The sequence below is a fragment of the Pseudonocardia yuanmonensis genome, from assembly GCF_039542425.1.
Taxonomy (GTDB): Bacteria; Actinomycetota; Actinomycetes; order Mycobacteriales; family Pseudonocardiaceae; genus Pseudonocardia; species Pseudonocardia yuanmonensis.
The window spans coordinates 1-17,235 of the sequence record NZ_BAABIC010000042.1 but is presented as its reverse complement, the minus strand read 5'-3'; the positions used below and the strand labels follow the sequence as shown (position 1 = coordinate 17,235).

Here is a 17,235-nt window from a genome sequence, read left to right as displayed (position 1 = left end):
TCGGCGAACCACTCGACACCTCGGCGCTGATCCAGCCGCGGTGCGAGCCGGAGATCGTGTTCACCCTCGGCCGGGACCTGCAGGGCGCACACGTCACCGCAGCCGACGTCGTCGCCGCCTCCTCGGGGGTGGCGGTCGGGATCGAGGTCCTGGACTCCCGGTTCGTCGACTACGGCTTCACCATGGCCGACGTCGTCGCCGACAACACCTCCGCGAGCCGATTCGTCGTCGGCACCCCCGTCGCACCCACGGGGATCGACCTGCGCCTGGTCGGGGTCGTGCTGGAGAAGAACGGGCAGGTGGTCGCCACCGCCTCCGGCGCGGCCTCCCTCGGCCACCCCGCCGCCGCCGTCGCCTGGCTCACCCGGCAACTCGCCGCCGACGGCGAAGGCCTCGCCGCCGGGCAGATCGTGCTGTCCGGCGGGCTCACCGCCGCGGTCCCGGTCGGCCCCGGTGACGTCATCACCGCCTCGATCGACCGGCTGGGCGCGATCGAGCTCGCCTGCCGCTGAGCGGCCGTTCCCGACCTGCGCTGACCGGTCCCCGGCCGCTCGGCGCAGGTCGGCCCACGACAAGCGGGCGAAGGCCGGATTCCGGGCCGCCTCCCGTCCCGGCGCGTTCGCCAAGGTCTGCACCGCCATGCCCAACTGCACCGCGTCGACGTCACCGACGGGCGCGGTCACCGACAACGCTGCAATCACCGCCTCCTGCGGCGGCATGATCGGAGCCGCCGCGCACAACACCCCGGGCCCCGACTCCTCGCGTTCGTAGGCGACGCCGTGCTCGCGGATCGCTTCCAGCTCGGCCCGCAGCACGGCCTCGTCGGTGATCGTCATCGGCCCGAGGGCCGGCAGGCCGCCGGCCACGACCGCCCCACCGCCGGCTCCGCCCACGCCAGCAGCGCCTTGCCCCCCGGTGGCATGAGCCGGCAACCGGCCGCCCACCCGCGACCCCATGGGCGGCGCGGCCCGGCTACGCAGTTTGGCGACGTAGACGACCCCGGTACCGTCGAGTACGGCCAGACGGACGGTATGCCGGGTCGCGTTGCGCAGGTCCGCCATGTTCGCCAGCGCCGGCTGCCGCAGCTACCGTGGCCGAGCGGCCCGCTCACCGAGCTCGAAGAACCGCAACCCTGCCCGCATGCTCTGCCCCGAGCGCTCCAGGAACCCGTGCTCGACCAGCTCGGCGACCAGCCGCGACGCGGTGGCCCTCGCCAGCCCGGTCCGGCGCGCGATCTCACCGACGCGCAGCTCCGTGTCCTCGGCGCCGAACGCGTCGAACACGCTCGACACCCGACCGATCACCGACACCGGAATGTCTTGCTGAGCGGATCGCACGGCTTATCGTCCCTGATGAGAAGCGAATGGAACACTCAGCTCGGTCTGACGAAGGGACGAGCCACTATGCGCTGAAAAGCCGGGCGAGGCGAACCTTCGGACGAAACGGTGCGCCGAGGCCGCCTGTTCACGAAGCCTCGAGCAGCCGTGAGCGGACCGCAGGCCACGCCGGCGACAGCGGGTCGATCAGCGCGAAGTGCCCCGCCCTGGGCACGATCACGACCTCGGTCCCCGGATGGACGTCGGCGTCGCGGTGCGCCGGTACCGACGGCACAATCGCGTCCCCCTCACCGTGGACGATTGTGCCCGGCCTGCGCGGCGAGCCCAGTTCGGGCGGGTCGAGGTCTCGACGGGAGTCGGGGTCGGTGCCCAGGAAGTCCCAAACCGCGCCGTCCCCCAACGCTGCTCGGTGGGCCTCGCCGAGTTCGGCTATCGGCGCGAGCGCGACGGTGCCGCCGAGCCCCGGTGGTGGCGCGCCCCGAGATCGACCCTGCCGACATACCGGGAACCGGCCGCGTCCGCGTCGTCGCCGCCGCCCCGCACCGCGACATCCTGCCGCACTGCGCCGCAGTGGTCAGCCACGGCGGTCACGGCACCGTCATCAAGGCCGCCGCCGGCATGCCCCAGCTGGTCATTCCGCTCGGCCGCGATCAGCCCAACAACGGCGCCCGCGTCGTCGCCGCCGGGATCGGCGTTCGGCTCAAGCCCTCCGCCAAGCCCACCACGATCGCAGCCGCAATCCGCCGCCTGCTCGACGACCCGTCGTTCACCCAGCGGTCCCGTCACCTAGCCGAGCGCATCACAAGCGACGCGCACAGCACGGCCGGCGTCACCGAACTCGAGAACCTCGCCCGACCGGCCGATGACCATGCAAGGACGTGAGCCCGTCATCTCGGTCGTCCCGCCGCCGGGAGGTACGCCGGGACGACCTCCCGACGACTGCCACGGCTATGCACCGCGCTTATGGCGCAGTTCGTGACCGGCGCCGGCGGAGCGCACTAGCCGCCGCCCTGCTGTAGCCCGAGAAGACGGGCCGCGGCGCGTCCGGGTCACATCAGTGGCAGAGCTGCATCTTGGTGCCGGGTACCGGCGGGGCGAAGATCCGATCACCGCCCAGGACATCACCGACGCGTTCCGCGACGCCGAGTCCGTGGCAGCTGCCCTGCACGACGTCTGAAGCGGCGTCGGCGCCTACGACGAGGCGCTGGGCACCCATCACGCTGCGCGCGACGCTCAGGTCATGCCCCTTTACGAGTTCACCTCGACGATGGCGACCCTCGAGCCACCACCGCCCGAGCTGCAGCAGCTGATCGGTCAGGTGCACGGCTACCAGCAGGCGATGGAGGCCTTCGTCAGCGTCAACGCGGCCACGATCTCAGCGGCCGAGTTCTCGATCCGGCCTTCCTCGATCCGCCGCTCGCGGCGTAGGAAGCCGGCAGGCGCCGATCGGACGAGGTGTCGACGACAGGGCTGTCACCTTCCCCCTCTCACCCGGGTGAGAGCCCTGCACGACGCTGACTCGCGCCGCCCCCTCCTGCAGGCTCGGTGGCCTCGAGCTGCGCCGGAGGTCATCGATGTCGGTCACCGTCTCGCTGGATTTCCCGCTTACCGCCGAGGTGCCGGATGCGTGCCTCGTCGAGGGGCTGGCTGCCCGCGACGAGGACGCCTACCTCGTCCTCGTCCGCCGCTACACGCCGCTCATGTTGCGAGTGGCTGCCACGTACGTGCGAGACCGCGCGGCTGCCGAGGACGTGGTCCAGGACACCTGGATCGCCGTGCTGCGACATGTCGGCCGGTTCGAGGGCCGCTCCAGTTTCAAGACGTGGCTGATGCGGATCCTGGTGAACATCGCCCGTACGAGAGGGGGGCGGGAGCGCCGGACCGTGCCGTGGTCGAGCGTGGCTGCGGACGCCGAGTGGTGGGACGAGTTCCTCACCGACGGCGCCGACGGCGAGCCGGAGTGTCGCCTACTCGCGGCGGAGGTGGCAGGGGCGATCGGACGCGCGCTGCGGTCGCTCCCCGAGCGCCAGCAGATCGTCGTGACCCTGCGAGACGTCGAAGGCTGGGAGGCCGGTGAGGTGTGCGAGGCGCTCGGGATCTCGCCGGGGAACCAGCGGGTTCTGCTGCACCGCGGACGTGTCCGGTTGCGAGGTCTGTTGGCCGGTCGCCTGGGTTAGAGCAGCCCGAGTTCGCGCGCTCGGGCCACGGCGTCGCCCCGGGACGACACCCCGAGCTTCCGGAAGAGCAGGCGGGTGTGGGTCTTCACGGTGTTGAGCGACAGGTGCAGCACGGCGCCGATCTCTCGCTGGGAGAGCGTGCCGGCCAGGAGGGGGAGAAGTTGCCGCTCGCGCTCGGACAGACCTGACTCCTCGTCCTCGACGCGGCCGGCGTTCCGGCCAGGCCGGGCGCGTCGCGCCTGGGCGAGCGTTCTCGGGAACCGGGCGGGATCAGGGCAGCCCCGTAGCAGCGCGGCGGCGCCGTCGAGCAGCGCCGTCGCTTCGCTGTCCGGACCGGCCAGCCTGGCCTGCACGACAAGGGCGAGCGCGATCTCCAGCCGTCCAGCTCCGCGGCGGGCCAGTTGGACGGCACGGGCCGCCGACGTGGCAGCCGCCTGGGGCTGACCCGTGGCTCCGAGGAGCGTTGCGCGCGCGAGATGCGGAAGGCAGGCGACGAAGTGCTCGCCTACGGCCGGGTCGACGATCCGTTCCTCACCGACCGGCAGGATCCGGGCGGCCTCCGCCAACTGACCGGCCTCGACGGCGGCCAGCGCGAGGTAGCCGAGCGCATACGTCTCGGCGAGCGGGTTCGTGGTGTGCCGAGCGAGGCGCACCGCCTCGCCGAGCGGCCGTCGCACCGCGGCGTAGCGCCCCTGCCAATAGGCCGTCAGCCCGAGCAGCAGGTGGGCAACGGTGCTGACGAAGCTCGGTCCGCCCGAGTCCAGTTCCTGCACACGGCGGGCCGTGCTCGCCGCTGCCCCCACGTCACCGATCTTGAAGCGGTGGACGGCACGAAGGACGGCCAGGTCACGTCGGGCGTCCAGCCGAGGCGCCCCGTCCTCGGCGATCGCAGCGGCCGCCTCCCCGGCCGCCAGCCAGGGATCGACCTCGTCGAGTTGGCCTCGGTCGAGCAGGAGCCAGGCACGGGCTGCGCACAGCCGCGGGTCGAGGCGGACCGCGGCGGGGGGAAGGACGTCGAGCCAGGCCTCGACCGTCGCGAGCCGGCCGGCGTTGAACTCGACGGTCCAGTTCTCCGCGACCAGATCGGCTGCCCGGCCCGGTTCTCGGGCGGACGCGAGGTGCTCGATCGCCTCGCTGACCGAGCCGGCACCGGCGAACCAGGCAGCCGCCTTGCGGTGCAGCTCGGGGAGCGCGGCCGGTTCGACCAGGCTGAGCTCGTGCTCGAGCAGTTCACGGAACAGGCGGTGATAGCGGTACCACGGACCGGCTCCGCCGAGCCGGGCGACGAAGATGCCGGCGCGCTCGGCCTGGTCGAGCATCGCGGCTGCATCGGCCCGGCCGGTGAGCTCCTCGCACAGCGGCGGGCACAGGCGACGCAGGACGGAGGTGCGGAGCACGAAGTCGCGGAGCGCGTCCGGTAGCCGGGCCAGCACTTCGCTGCACAGGTAGTCCAGGATGTAGCGATCCGACCCGGTGAGCTCGTCGATGAACGCTCCGGCAGTTTCTCGGGACAGGCCGGCCAAGGAGATCGCGGCCAGCGAGAGGCCGGCCGGCCAGCCTTCGGTCCGCCGGGCCAGCCGGTGCACGTCCGGCGAGCCGAGCGTCAGGCCGTGGACGTCCTTCAGCAGCGTGGCGGCCTCAGCGTCGGTGAACGCCAGGTCGTCGGCCCGCAGCTCGGACAGCTCTCCCGCGGCTCGGATGCGGGCCAGGGGCAGTGGCGGGTCGCAGCGGGTGGACACGAGTACGTGTGCAGTCCGCGGCAGGCGCTCGATCAGCAGGGCCACGGTCTCGTGGACCATGCGATCGGTGATCGTGTGGTAGTCGTCGAGGACCAGCACGACCGGGGTATCCACCCTGAGGAGTTCGTTGAGCAGCGACGGGAGCGCCGCGTCCCGCAGGGCGCGGGGGCCGGCGCGCAGCGCAGCCATGGCCTGCTGGCTCACCTCGGGGACGCACCCCCTCAGCGCGGTGATCACATAACTCCAGAACAGGACCGGGTCGTTGTCACCTGGGTCCAGTGCGAGCCAGGCCACCCGGACGCTCTCGGCGCAGGCGTCCATCCAGTCGACGAGCAGCGAGGTCTTGCCCCAGCCCGCGGGAGCGTCGACCACGGTCAGTCGGTGCTCGGTCGGCCGGAGCCGCGCCACCAGGCGGGGGCGGCGGACGAGGCCGCGCCCCGCCGGGGGGTGCAGCTTGGTGGCCAGCAGGACCGGCCCCTCGGTGAGCACCGTCACCGGGCCAGCCTGCCGTAGGTCGGTGCACGCGGCCAGGATGCGGTTGGCCCCCTCAGCCGGTCTGTTCGGCCCGAGCGATGGCCCAGGCGGCATTGATCAGCCCGATGTGGCTGAAGGCCTGGGGAAAGTTGCCGAGCAGATCCCCGGACTCGGGGTCGACCTCCTCGGCGAGCAGGCCGACGTCGTTGACGTAGCGGCCGGCCCGGTCGAACACCTGCCGGGCCCGCTCAATCTGACCGGACATGGCGAGGGCCTGGGCGAGCCAGAAGGTGCACAGGAGGAAGGTGCCCTCCTCGCCCGCCAGCCCGTCGGAGTTCGCGCCGGCTTCCGTTCGGTATCGGTAGACCAGCCCGCGGGCGTCGGTGAGCCGCTCGGCGACCGCGTCGATCGTGGCCAGCACCCGTGGGTCGTCCGCCGGGAGGAAGCCGACCAGCCCGATCATCAGGTTCGACGCGTCGAGGTCGGGTGAGCCGAACGACTGGGTGAACGACTTGGCGGTGTCGCTCCAGCCCTGCGTGAGGATGGCCTCGCGGATGTCCTCGGCGGCCGCGCGCCAGCCGTCGACCCGGTCCTCGGCGCGCAGTAGGGCGGCCATCGCGATCGCGCGGTCCAGCGCGACCCAGCACATGAGCTTGGAGTAGAGGAAGTGCCGTGGTTGCCCGCGCACCTCCCAGATCCCCTGGTCGGTCTCCTGCCAGCGTCGGGCCGCGGCATCGGCGCAGCCGATCAGGAACTCCCGCCACGCCGTCGCGCCCGGGTGCTCGGGGTTGAGCTGCGCGACCAGCCGGTGCGCGGCGCCGAGCAACTCCCCGTAGACGTCGATCTGGCGCTGGCTCCAGGCGCCGTTGCCCACGCGGACCGGTCGGCTCTCCCCCCAGCCCGCCAGATGGCCGAGCTCCCGCTCGGTCAGATCGTGTTCGCCTCCGATGCCGAACATGATCTGGAGGTCGTCACCGCCGAGGACCTGTGCCGCCGAGCTGGCGGCGAGGTAGTCGAAGAACTGGTGGGCCTCGTCCGGGCACGCAGCGACCCAGAGGGCCTCGAGCGTGAGGCTGGCGTCGCGTACCCAGGCGTACCGGTAGTCCCAGTTGCGCTCGCCGCCGGCCTGCTCGGGCAGAGAGGTGGTCGGCGCTGCGACCACCGCACCTGTCGGATGGTAGGACAACGCCTGCAGCACCCGGCCGCTGTGGTGCACGAGATCGCGCCAAGGCCCCTGGTACCCCTGGTGGACGCGGGACCAGGTGCGCCAGGCCTCGATCGTGGTCTGCAGCGCCTCCTCCAGTTCGGGCTCGGGCACAGGCGCGGGGAAGGGCTCGGACGTCGTGCGGTGCTGAAGCCCCAGCGTCACCCGCTCCCCCGCCCGCAGCACCACGGTGCCGATCGCGGCCGCGCCGGCGACCTGCAGAGGCACCGGGGCGGAGAGCACCAGCACGTCCGCGCCGCCGCGAACCTGCACGCCCCCCTCGACCATCGAGACCAGCGGCGTCACGAGGCCGTACTCGGGGCGGGGCGCGAGTTCGATCCGGACCTCGACGATGCCGGCGGTGCACTCCACCGAGCGGACCAGTAGTCGCGGCGCGGCCGCGCAGAGGGCGTGGGGATCGTCGGCGGCCCCGGTGGCGAGCGCGTCGAGCACGACGACGGTGCCGGCCGCGCCGCTCCAGGTCGTCTCCAACACCATTGTGTCGTCCAGGTAACGGCGGCCGACCTCCGCGTCCGGGTCGGTGGCGCAGACGACGAAGTGCCCGGCCCGTGGGTCCAGCATCCGCCCGAACACCGACGGTGAGTCGAACCGGGGGGCACAGAGCCAGTCGACCGAGCCGGTCCGGTTGACCAGGGCAGCGGTGTGCCGGTCGGACAACAGGGCGTAGTCCGCGATCGGGGTGGTCATCGGTGTCCTCCTGGGGTCTGGTTTCGCCCCTCAGACACGGCCGACCGGCTGACCGTTACTCGAGACGGTCCCGGAACACCCGCAGCAGCCGCAGCTCCAGATCAGGGCCGACGCCGGGCTCGGCCCGCAGGAGCTCGACGGTACGGCTGCAGGTCGGGCAGCAACGCAGATGGTCGACCACCTCGGGCTCGAAGGCACGCCCGAGCAGCGCGACGACCTGCTCGGCCGTTCGCGGGCACTCACCACCGTCGGAGGTTGTCATGGCGACGCTTCAGACTCCCGCACAACTCCAGACGTAACAGTCGCCGGAAGCATGCGCTCTGCACCGCCATGACGCACAGCGACACAGATGTGATCGTGATCGGACTCGGTCCCGGCGGCGGTGAGGTCGCGTCCGGCCTGCTCGCCGGCGGACTCGACGTCGTCGGGGTGGAACGCGAGCTGGTGGGTGGGGAGTGCCCGTACTGGGGCTGCATCCCGAGCAAGATGCTGGTCCGCGCAGCCGACGCGCTGGCCGAGGCCCGGCGGGTCCCGATGCTTGCAGGAGACGCGCACGTGCAGGCCGACCTCGCGCCCGTTGCCCGCCGCATCCGTGAGCAGGCCACGGACGACTGGGACGATGCCGTCGCCGTGGCCCGGTTCGAGAAGGCCGGCGGGAGGTTCCTGCGCGGCTCGGCGAGGGTCGAAGATCGGGCGCGCGTGCGGGTCGGCGACGAGATCGTGTACGCGCGGGTCGGTGTGGTCGTGGCGACCGGAGCGCGCCCGGTCCGCCCGCCGATCCCGGGCCTGGACGCAGCCGGCTACTGGACCAACCGGGAGGCGATTGCGGCCCAGGGCGCTCCGAGCTCCCTGCTGGTACTCGGCGGTGGAGCGATCGGGCTGGAGCTCGCCCAGGCGTTCGCACGGTTCGGCACCTCCGTCACCGTCGTCGAGGGTGCCGATCGGGTGCTTCCCGCGGAGGAGCCGGACGCTTCGGCGGTCGTGGCCGAGGCCCTGAGAGCGGACGGAGTGCAGGTGTGCACCGGCCGGCGCGCGGTCTCGGTCGCCACCACCGACGGGCAGACCGAGACGACGCTGGACGACGGGACGGTCCTCGGTACCGAGAAGCTGCTCGTCGCCGTCGGTCGCCGACCGGACGCGCGCGGGCTCGGGTTGGAGCACTACGGACTCGAAGGCCCGGCGGTACCCGTCGACTCGCGCATGCGCGCCGCACCGGGGCTGTGGGCGGTGGGCGACGTCACCGGAGGCGGCGCCTTCACTCATCTCGCCGTGCACCAGGCGCGCATCGCCGTCGCGGACATTCTCGGGCGTGAACCCGTCGAGGCAGCAGACGCGCCCCTGCCCCGGGTGACCTTCGTCGATCCGGAAGTCGGGTCCGTGGGGCTGACCGAGGCCGCCGCGCGCGCAGCGGGTCTGCGGGTGCTCGTGGGCTGCGCACCCGTCGCCGCGTCGGCACGCGGCTTCGTCCACGGACCTGGTACCGCCGGGCTGGTCAAGCTCGTGGTGGACGCCGGGCGCGGCCTGCTGGTCGGCGCGACCGCTGTCGGCCCGGCAGGAGGCGAGGTGATCGGCATGCTCGCACTGGCCGTCCACGCCCGGATCCCGATCCGCACGCTCCGCTCGATGATCCTCGCGTACCCCACCTTCCACCGCGGCGTGCTCGACGCGTTCGCCGCCCTCGAGCAGGAGTGAGGTCGTGCAATTCATCAACCTCTTGATCGTCGCCACGGTCGCCTTCGCCGCACCGCTGGTCGTGCGGCTGTTCCCGGCGCTGCGGCTCCCCTTCCCGGTACTGGAGATCCTGAGCGGTGTCGAGCTCGGCCCTCGGCGCTGGGCCGGGTGCAGATCGACCAGCCGGTCGAGGTCCTGGCCCTGATCGGCCTGGCGTTCCTGCTGTTCCTCGCCGGGCTGGAGATCGACGTCCACCGCCTGCGGGGCCAGTCGCTGGGGCTGGCCCTGATCGGATTCGCGGTCTCGTTCGTGCTCGCCGCCGGTGTGGGCTTCGCCCTGGCGTGCTTCGGACTCACCCGCGCCCCGCTACTCGTGGCCATCGTGCTCTGCGCAACGTCCCTCGGGTTGGTCGTGCCGGTGCGCGAGGACGCCGGCCAGATCATGAACCAGGCTGGTCAACTGGTCATCGCGGCGGCTGCGCTCTTCGGGTCTGCGGCAGCCGTGGTCCAGGTACCTCTGTTCGTGGTGGCGCTGATCCTCGTCCGCGGGCTACCGGCCCTGCTTCACCGGCGCAGCACGGGCACGCACAGACACTGGCGGCCGCATTCCTGCAGGCCACGTCCCTGCCGTTCACCCCCGCAGCGGTGGCCATCGGACAGAAGCTCGGGGTGCTCTCTCCGGCGACCGGCGCCGCCTTGGTCGCCGCCGGGCTCCCCGCCGCGGCCCTGGCGGTACTGCGCGGCGCACGAACGACCACAACCTCGACCAAGGAGCCGGACCCCTCGGAGGCGGGGCGGGCGTAACGGTCGGGGCCACCGCCGAGTCGGTTCGGTGAGTCCCGCACACGGAGGAGGACCTCATGAAGGGCTTGACGGGCAAGAGGGCGCTGGTCACGGGTGGAAGCTCGGGAATCGGCCAGGCGATCGCCGTGCGACTCGGTGAGGAGGGTGTCGACGTCGCCATCAACTACGTCGGGCCGCCGGAGGGCGCCGAGGCGACCAAGGAGACCATCGAGCACGGCGTGCAGCAGTGCATGAAGCAGCTCTCGGCGAGCGGGACACACCCGATCCTGGTGGCAGCGGACGTCTCCGACGCCTCCCAGGTGGAGCAGATGTTCACCCAGGTCCATGACAGCTACGGCGGAATCGACATCCTGGTCAACAACGCCGGCATCCAGATCGCCGCCGACACGGACGTGCTCGACGTCGCCGACTTCGACCGGGTCCTCGCGGTGAACCTGCGTGGGGCGTTCCTGTGCGCGCAGCAGGCCGTCCGCGGCTGGTTGGCCGCCTCCGCGCCCGGCTGTGTCGTCAACGTCTCCAGCGTGCACCAGGTGATCCCGAAGCCACGCTTCGTCGGCTACTCGGTGTCGAAGGGCGGCATGCAGAACCTCACCCACACCCTCGCTCTCGAATACGCCTCGCGCGGGATCCGGGTCAACGGAATCGGGCCCGGGGCGACGGTCACCCCGATCAACCAGTCATGGATCGACGACCCGGTCCGACGGGCGGCCGTCGAAGCGCACATCCCGATGCGTCGGGCCGGCACCGCGGAGGAGATGGCGGCGGTCACGGCGTTCCTCTGCTCGTCGGAGGCCGGCTACATCACCGGCCAGACCCTCTTCGTCGACGGCGGCCTGACCCTGTACCCGTCGTTCGAGACCACCTGGTCCTCGGAATGAGCGCCGCCGACACCTACCCCCGGACGACCGCCGCCTCGTCGGCCGACCAGTGGTGGCCATCGCGCTACGGCGCCGGGGACCAGGCCGGGGCCCTGAACGAGATCGGCCCCCGCGCGGTGGTCGAGGCGGCGCGACTGGTGAGGACGGGCCGCGTCTACGACCTCGCGCATGTCCTCCACGCCGACATGCCCGCCTTCTCTGGACGCGCCTTCACCCAGGTGCTCCAGCCCGATCAGCCGCCCGTGGGCCGCAACCAGGTGCACTGGGTGGTCGAGGAGATCACGGCGACCCAACAGATGGGGACCCACCTCGACGGGCTCAACCACCTGCACGAAGGCGACCGCGCCTACAACGGGCACCGGCTGGCCGACATCCGCACGCCCTACGGCACCGACAAGCTCGGCATCGACACTCTCCCGCAGGTCGTCACCCGCGGATTGTGCCTCGACGTCGCCGCGATTCGCGGGGTCGGCCGCCTCGCGCCCGGCGAGGTGGTCACCGTCGCCGACGCCGAAGCCGCTCTCGCCTCCGCCCACCTGACCGTCCGTCCCGGCGACGCGGTGCTGTTCCACACCGGGCACGGCGTCCTGTGGGACGCCGACCCGGACGCCTACGCGCACGGTGAACCCGGACCCGGACACGCCCTGGCACAGTGGATCGCCGACCACCGCATCGTGCTCACCGGATGCGACACCTGGAGCTTCGGCCCCTACCCGCCCGAAGACCCCGACGAACCCTTCAAGGTGCCGCAGATCCTCAACACCCGCCACGGCGTCGTCGTCGCCGAGAACCTGCGGCTCGACGCGCTGGCCCGCGACCGTGTGCACGAGTTCCTGCTCGTCGTCGCGCACGCCAAGCCGCGCGGCGCCACCGGTGCGTGGGTCGCCCCACTCGCCATCACCTAGGAGTAGCAATGGAGCACTACGACGTCATCGTGATCGGCTCCGGGGCCGGAGGCGGCACTCTCACCTACGCCCTCGCCCCCACCGGCCTGCGGATCCTGCTCGTCGAACGCGGCGACTACCTGCCCCGCGAGATCGAGAACTGGGACCCGCGCGCCATCTGGCTCGACGGGCGCTACAACAACGCCGGCCGATGGACCGATGCCGACACCGGCAAACGCTTCACGCCGAAACAGCACTACTACGTGGGCGGGAACACGAAGTTCTACGGCGCCATCCTCTTCCGCATGCGCGAGCGTGACTTCGGTGCTGTCGCGCATGTCGACGGCGTCAGCCCGGCCTGGCCGCTCGACTACCGGGACTTCGAGCCCTACTACACCCGCGCCGAACACCTCTACCAGGTGCACGGCGCCCGCGGAGTGGATCCGGACGACCCGCCCTCCGTCGCGCCCTACCCGCACCCACCCATCACCGACGAGCCGAGGATCGCCCAGCTCCATGCGGATCTGCACAAGGCGGGCATGCACCCGTTCCCCCTGCCCAACGGAATCCTGATCGACGAGGCCCGCCCACAGACGTCGGCCTGCGTACGCTGCGCGACCTGCGACGGCTACCCCTGCCTGACCAACGGCAAGGCTGACGCCCAGGTCGTCTGCGTGGATCCGGCGCTGGCCTTCGGCAACGTCACCCTGCTGACCGGCGCCCGTGTCGACCGTCTGGAAGCCGGCCCTTCCGGCCGGAGCGTCGAACGCGTGATCCTCACCCGTGGCGGGCGGCGTGAGGAGTACTCCGCCGACATCGTGGTCCTCGCCGCCGGCGCCATCAACTCCGCCGCACTGCTCCTGCGATCCGCCTCGCCTCGACACCCGCAGGGCTTGGGCAACTCCAGCGGCGTCGTCGGGCGCAATCTGATGATGCACAACAACTCGTCGCTCATCGCCTTCTCCAAGATCCCGAATCCGACGCGGTTCCAGAAGACGATCGGGGTGAACGACTTCTACTTCGGCGACCCTCGCGCCGACGACGACTGGCCCTATCCGCTCGGTGCGATGCAGATGCTGGGCAAGTCCGACGCGGTCCTGATCGGTTTCGACGCCCCGGAAGCCGACGACCCGGCCGAGCTCGCCCGCCACGCGCTCGACTTCTGGCTCACCACGGAGGACCTGCCTCGCGCCGAGAACCAGGTCAGCATCGATCACGACGGGGGCATCTCGCTGCGCTACCGGCCCACGAACCTCTCCGCCCACACGCGGTTGCGCCGACGGTTCGTGGAACTGCTCGACGCCATGCAGTGCCGCGATCAGGTGCTGGAGAACTACAGCTATCGCGGCGGTCGCCTCGGGATCTCCGGGGTAGCACATCAGAACGGCACCGCCCGCTTCGGCACCGACCCGCGCACGTCCGCCCTCGACGTGGACTGTCGGATGCACGACCTGGACAACCTGTACCTGGCCGACTCCAGCTTCTTCGTCTCCAGCTCGGCGGTGAACCCGACCCTGACGATCATCGCGAACGCACTGCGGGTCGCCGATCACCTCTCCGAGAGGCTCGGCGCTCCGGCCCGGGCCGCGGTGGCGCCGGTGTAACACCGCGTCGCCCGCACCGAGCGATGCCGGCATGAACGAGCTGTTCGACGCCGGGGTCCTCGTCACAGGCGCAGCGTCCGGCATCGGCCGCGCCAGCGCGCTCGCGTTCGCCGCGGCCGGTGCCCGGGTGGCGGCCTGCGACATCGACGCCCCCGGGCTGGCCGCCCTCGTCGACGACGACGAGCGGATCGTCACGATCGTCGCCGATGTCCGCGACCCGCTGCAGGTCGAAACGATGGTGGCGAGAGCGGTCGACGAGCTGGGCCGGCTCGACGTTGCGCACAACAACGCCGGCATCGCCGGGCCGGTCCGCCCGCTCTGGGAGTACACCGAGGAGGACATGGCCTCGGTGCTCGCCGTTGATCTGCTCGGTGTGTGGCGGTGTCTGAAGTTCGAGGCCCGACACATGATCGCCCAGGGTCGCGGCGGCGCCGTGGTCAACACCTCCTCGATGCTCGCCGAGGTGGGGATGGCCCGGAACAGCGCCTACACCGCGGCGAAGCACGGCGTGCACGGCCTCACCCGCTGTGCCGCGCTCGAGCTGGCCCCCCACCACATCCGCGTCAACGCCGTCGCGCCCGGGGTGACCCGGACCGCCATGATCGGGCTGGCCGGACCGGAGGCCACTCCCGTCAGTGACGGTCTGCTCGCAGATGTTCCCCTCGGCCGGTTAGCCGAGCCGGAGGAGATCGCCGATGCCGTGCTCTGGCTCGCCCGAGCGCGTTACCCGACCGGCGCCGTGCTCACCCTCGACGGGGGCTACACGGCGCGGTGAGACGGACCCATGATGGCGCTCCGGGTCGGGACTGCACCCTGCACGACGAGACGACCCGCACGAGCCGGTCCTCCCGGAGGCCGGCCGGCGGGACCGGGAGGACCGACGATGGCCGCATCGTCCACCGCCGATCAAGGCTCCCTACGGCGCGTGCTCGGGTTCTGGGGTACCGCGGCGGTGTCGATCGGGGTCATGGCGCCGACCTTGGCGATGTCGGTCGTCGGCCCGGAACCGGCCCGTCTCGTCGGCCGTGCGGCCCCGCTCGCCTTCGTCGCCGCCGCGGCCCTCGTCCTGGCGGTGAGTGCGGGGTTCATCAGCCTGTCCGGGGAATTCGCCCACGCGGGGTCCGTGTACGCCTTCGTGGGGCACAGCGTCGGCCCGCGGTTCGGTGCCTTCACCGGCTGGGTCCTGCTGGGCACCTATCTGGTGTTCCCCTGGGTCTCCGTCGCGGGGATCACCACCTTTGCCCAAGGGCTGCTGCGTACCCTCGGCGTCGACCCACCCGACTGGTACCTGCTCGCGCTCGCCGGCTGGCTCGTCGTCGGGCTGCTCGCCGCCGGCGGTATCCGACCGACCAGCCGGGCGCTCCTCGTCTTCGAGGCCGCCGCGGTCCTGCTGATCCTCGCGCTGATGGCGGTGATCGTGCACGCGATCACCACCGGCTCGGCCCCGGCCGCCCAGCACATCGACGTCGCCGTGTTCACCCTCCCCGACGGTGTGCCGGTCTCCGCGCTCGTCCTGGCCGCGACCGCCGCGTTCCTCGCCTTCGCCGGCTTCGAGTCGGCCGGCTCGCTCGGTGAGGAGGCCTGCGCCCCACGTCGGGTCGTCCCCCGGGCGATGCTGGCCACCATCACCGCGGGCGCTATCTTCTATGTCGCCTGCATCGCCGTGCAGAGCTGGGGTTTCGGTACCGATCCGGCCGGGGTCGCCCGCTTCGCGGGTTCGTCGGCGCCACTCGGTGAGCTCGCCGCCACGTATGCAGGCCCAGGGCTTGCCGCAGCGCTCTACGCCGTCGCAGTGATCAGCGCCGTCGGAGCCGGGCTCGGCTGTGTGCTCGTCGCCGTGCGTACCCTGTTCGCCTTCGGCCGCGACGGCCTGCTCCCCCACATCCTCGCCCGTGTATCACCACGCTCCGGTGCGCCCAGCGCTGCGCTCGGCCTCGAGATGGGCATAGGCCTGATCTTCATCTCCGGGTTCCGGCTGGCCGGCGCGACACCGATCGGGATGTTCTTCGCCCTCGCCACCATCGGCGTGCTCAACCTGCTCGTCATGTACACGATCACCAACCTGGCGGCGGCCAGGCACCACTGGCGCAATCACGGTCCGGTCCGTCGCTTGCTGCTGCCGCTCGTCGGCGCGCTGATCGCCGTCGCCGTGCTCGTCCAGACCATCTGGCCACCGGTGACCGTGCTTCCCGTCGTGGTGGTCGGTTGGCTCGTGCTCGGGGGGCTCTTCGTCTTCATCGACCGCGCCCGGCTTCGGGGTGCGTTACCCGAACCGGAAGGGTGAGCCTCCTGCAGACGTGTGCGGGGGCGCGGTAGGGCCCGGCGGTCGTGTGGCCTGCCGGCCGATCAGGTCACGTACTCCCTGGTGCTCGGGTCGGCAGGTGCTCGACCAGGATCGCACGGGTGTACAGCAGGTCGAAGCCGCGTCGCTGGGCGTTCTGCCGGGACTTCGATCCGGGCTGCGTGACGATGAAGGCGAGGTCGCATCCCGCGGCGGCCGCGTCGGCGAGGCGGGCCGGGAGCAGCGCGGTCTGGATGCCGTGCCGGCGGTGTGCGGGTGTCGTCGCGGCGCCGGCGAACTGCGCGATGCCGACGGTGATGTGCGGAGGCTCGCTCCGCCCGCGAGCCGGCCGTCGCGGAATGCGGCGTCGCGCAGCACGCCGGCGCGGGCGGCGTCACGTTCGGCCAGCTCGTAGATCTCACGCGGGAACTCCTCGTGCCAGGGCACGCCCTGGACGTCGGGCCGGGCCACGCTGTCGGCGACCACGCTCAACCACGCCTCGAACTCGTCGTCCGGCGCTGCGACGGACCTTGATGCCGGACGGTGCCGGCGGCCTGGGCCTTCCGTCGAGCGTTCGACCGAGGGCTCGGCCGAGGACGTTCTCGCGGACTCGAGGCGGTAGCCACGGGTGGTCAGCACCGCAGCGATGTCGGGGTCGGCGAGATGAGCGAGCTCGATGCCGACGGCCGCGGCGGCCTCGGGCACCACATCGCCCGAGCCGTCCCAGCCGTAGACCAGCGACATGCCCGAGTCGTTCAGGTAGTACTCCACCTCGCGGGCCTTGAGCAGCGGGTTCATCGGCACCACGACCGCACCGGCGAGCAGCGCGCCGTAGAACAGCACCGGGTAGGCGGGCACGTTGGGCAGCACCAGACCGACCCGGTCGCCCGGCTCGATCCCGCGCTCCTTCAGGTCCCCGGCGACGGCCGCGGCGGCGGAGTGCAGCTGGGCGTAGGTCAGCACATACTCGTCGAGCTTCACGGCAGGGCGGTCGCCGTGCTCGCGGGCGGTCGCGGCGAGGTTCGCGGCCAGGTTGGTCATCGTCGCTCCTCCAAGGAATGGCTACTCGGCAGGTCCGATGAGGTCAGCGGGAGCAGGGTCTGTGTCCCCTTCGGGAACGGGCCAGCTGCCTCGTTGGTGTGGCGCACGAACGACCCACGCACTGTTCGTACAGCTCTGCTGGTGCCCGTACATGCTCGGGCGACCGCGAAGATCATCTGAACGGTTCGTAGCTTGCGCTTCCTCGGCTCACGCGCTGAGGCACGCGAGTCGCTCGGTGTCGCTGCCATGCCTTCCCCTCCCTTGTCTCCGCTGCCGGCGGCAGCCGATGTCGCTGTCAGCTGCTAGGTGTCCCCGCGGCAGAGGTTGTTGACGCGGTGGGCGGGTGGGTGTCCGCCGAGCGCGGTGTGGGCCCGGTGGTGGTTGTAGCCGTGCAGCCAGGCCGGTAGTGAGGCGACACGCTCGGCGGAGGAGTT

Annotated in this window: 17 protein-coding genes and 1 pseudogene; 11 read left to right on the top strand and 7 right to left on the bottom strand. The window is 71.7% G+C overall.

The genetic code is table 11. The annotated features are described in order from the left end of the window. A partial coding sequence (locus ABD990_RS33575; RefSeq protein ID WP_345384846.1) for a 2-keto-4-pentenoate hydratase occupies positions 1 to 512 on the top strand: 512 nt, incomplete at its 5' end. A gap of 126 nt (positions 513 to 638) precedes the next feature. On the opposite strand, the pseudogene ABD990_RS34610 reads toward ABD990_RS33575, so the two are convergent. Continuing rightward, positions 639 to 1,070: pseudogene (locus ABD990_RS34610) on the bottom strand (IclR family transcriptional regulator); the annotation flags it as partial. A 15-nt stretch (positions 1,071 to 1,085) separates the two neighbouring features. After that, positions 1,086 to 1,292, bottom strand: coding sequence for a helix-turn-helix domain-containing protein (locus tag ABD990_RS33570; protein ID WP_345384847.1), 207 nt, complete (start codon positions 1,290 to 1,292; stop codon positions 1,086 to 1,088). A 510-nt stretch (positions 1,293 to 1,802) separates the two neighbouring features. Between ABD990_RS33570 and ABD990_RS33565 the strand changes: the two genes are divergently transcribed. Then, on the top strand, positions 1,803 to 2,219 hold the full coding sequence (locus ABD990_RS33565) for a glycosyltransferase (RefSeq protein ID WP_345384845.1): 417 nt from the start codon (positions 1,803 to 1,805) through the stop codon (positions 2,217 to 2,219). Between the two features lie 172 nt (positions 2,220 to 2,391). On the opposite strand, the gene ABD990_RS33560 is transcribed toward ABD990_RS33565, so the two are convergent. Then, positions 2,392 to 2,661: a hypothetical protein gene (locus ABD990_RS33560; RefSeq protein ID WP_345384844.1), complete on the bottom strand. Its 270-nt coding sequence runs from the start codon at positions 2,659 to 2,661 to the stop codon at positions 2,392 to 2,394. Between the two features lie 250 nt (positions 2,662 to 2,911). Here ABD990_RS33560 and ABD990_RS33555 point away from each other — a divergent pair, with 250 nt between their 5' ends. After that, entirely contained in the window at positions 2,912 to 3,514 is a 603-nt protein-coding gene (locus ABD990_RS33555; protein ID WP_345384843.1) for an RNA polymerase sigma factor, read from the top strand. On the opposite strand, the gene ABD990_RS33550 is transcribed toward ABD990_RS33555, so the two are convergent. The 3 genes from ABD990_RS33550 to ABD990_RS33540 are packed head-to-tail and all read right to left on the bottom strand — an operon-like array spanning position 3,511 to position 7,901. Further along, positions 3,511 to 5,748: a winged helix-turn-helix domain-containing protein gene (locus ABD990_RS33550; RefSeq protein ID WP_345384842.1), complete on the bottom strand. Its 2,238-nt coding sequence runs from the start codon at positions 5,746 to 5,748 to the stop codon at positions 3,511 to 3,513. The genes ABD990_RS33555 and ABD990_RS33550 overlap by 4 nt on opposite strands. Positions 5,749 to 5,800: 52 nt before the next feature. Further along, positions 5,801 to 7,639 carry a glycoside hydrolase family 15 protein gene (locus ABD990_RS33545; RefSeq protein ID WP_345384841.1) on the bottom strand — a complete coding sequence of 613 codons (1,839 nt, stop codon included), beginning with the start codon at positions 7,637 to 7,639 and terminating at the stop codon, positions 5,801 to 5,803. A 55-nt stretch (positions 7,640 to 7,694) separates the two neighbouring features. Continuing rightward, positions 7,695 to 7,901, bottom strand: a complete 207-nt coding sequence (locus ABD990_RS33540; protein ID WP_345384840.1) for a hypothetical protein — start codon at positions 7,899 to 7,901, stop codon at positions 7,695 to 7,697. Between the two features lie 95 nt (positions 7,902 to 7,996). On the opposite strand from ABD990_RS33540, the gene ABD990_RS33535 reads away from it, so the two are divergent. The 8 genes from ABD990_RS33535 (at position 7,997) to ABD990_RS33500 (ending at position 15,763) form a co-directional block, all read left to right on the top strand. Then, positions 7,997 to 9,331 carry a dihydrolipoyl dehydrogenase family protein gene (locus tag ABD990_RS33535; protein WP_345384839.1) on the top strand — a complete coding sequence of 445 codons (1,335 nt, stop codon included), beginning with the start codon at positions 7,997 to 7,999 and terminating at the stop codon, positions 9,329 to 9,331. Between the two features lie 4 nt (positions 9,332 to 9,335). Then, positions 9,336 to 9,515 (top strand): hypothetical protein, encoded by a 180-nt coding sequence (locus ABD990_RS33530; protein WP_345384838.1) that lies wholly within the window; start codon positions 9,336 to 9,338, stop codon positions 9,513 to 9,515. Next, on the top strand, positions 9,479 to 10,252 hold the full coding sequence (locus ABD990_RS33525; protein ID WP_345384837.1) for a cation:proton antiporter domain-containing protein: 774 nt from the start codon (positions 9,479 to 9,481) through the stop codon (positions 10,250 to 10,252). The genes ABD990_RS33530 and ABD990_RS33525 overlap by 37 nt, the downstream gene beginning before the upstream one ends. Beyond that, the gene (locus ABD990_RS33520) at positions 10,170 to 10,991 is read left to right on the top strand and encodes a glucose 1-dehydrogenase (protein ID WP_345384836.1); all 822 of its coding nucleotides are present in this window, start codon (positions 10,170 to 10,172) and stop codon (positions 10,989 to 10,991) included. Before ABD990_RS33525 ends, ABD990_RS33520 begins: the two co-directional genes overlap by 83 nt. After that, entirely contained in the window at positions 10,988 to 11,896 is a 909-nt protein-coding gene (locus ABD990_RS33515) for a cyclase family protein (protein ID WP_345384835.1), read from the top strand. The genes ABD990_RS33520 and ABD990_RS33515 overlap by 4 nt, the downstream gene beginning before the upstream one ends. 29 nt (positions 11,897 to 11,925) lie before the next feature. Further along, positions 11,926 to 13,479, top strand: coding sequence for a GMC oxidoreductase (locus tag ABD990_RS33510; RefSeq protein WP_345384834.1), 1,554 nt, complete (start codon positions 11,926 to 11,928; stop codon positions 13,477 to 13,479). A gap of 31 nt (positions 13,480 to 13,510) precedes the next feature. Further along, positions 13,511 to 14,254, top strand: a complete 744-nt coding sequence (locus ABD990_RS33505; RefSeq protein WP_345384833.1) for an SDR family NAD(P)-dependent oxidoreductase — start codon at positions 13,511 to 13,513, stop codon at positions 14,252 to 14,254. A gap of 108 nt (positions 14,255 to 14,362) precedes the next feature. Continuing rightward, entirely contained in the window at positions 14,363 to 15,763 is a 1,401-nt protein-coding gene (locus tag ABD990_RS33500) for an APC family permease (protein WP_345384832.1), read from the top strand. Here ABD990_RS33500 and ABD990_RS33495 read toward each other — a convergent pair. Further along, a complete protein-coding gene (locus tag ABD990_RS33495; protein ID WP_345384831.1) occupies positions 15,743 to 16,801 on the bottom strand; it encodes an AMP-binding protein in 1,059 nt (352 codons plus the stop codon). The two genes, ABD990_RS33500 and ABD990_RS33495, sit on opposite strands and share 21 nt — an antisense overlap. Positions 16,802 to 17,235: the final 434 nt, after the last annotated feature.

Coding starts and splice junctions, on each gene's coding strand:
- ABD990_RS33555 (WP_345384843.1), top strand. CDS start 2,912: ATGTCGGTCACCGTCTCGCTGGATTTCCCGCTTACCGCCGAGGTGCCG.
- ABD990_RS33545 (WP_345384841.1), bottom strand. CDS start 7,639: ATGACCACCCCGATCGCGGACTACGCCCTGTTGTCCGACCGGCACACC.
- ABD990_RS33540 (WP_345384840.1), bottom strand. CDS start 7,901: ATGACAACCTCCGACGGTGGTGAGTGCCCGCGAACGGCCGAGCAGGTC.
- ABD990_RS33520 (WP_345384836.1), top strand. CDS start 10,170: ATGAAGGGCTTGACGGGCAAGAGGGCGCTGGTCACGGGTGGAAGCTCG.
- ABD990_RS33515 (WP_345384835.1), top strand. CDS start 10,988: ATGAGCGCCGCCGACACCTACCCCCGGACGACCGCCGCCTCGTCGGCC.
- ABD990_RS33505 (WP_345384833.1), top strand. CDS start 13,511: ATGAACGAGCTGTTCGACGCCGGGGTCCTCGTCACAGGCGCAGCGTCC.
- ABD990_RS33500 (WP_345384832.1), top strand. CDS start 14,363: ATGGCCGCATCGTCCACCGCCGATCAAGGCTCCCTACGGCGCGTGCTC.
- ABD990_RS33495 (WP_345384831.1), bottom strand. CDS start 16,801: ATGACCAACCTGGCCGCGAACCTCGCCGCGACCGCCCGCGAGCACGGC.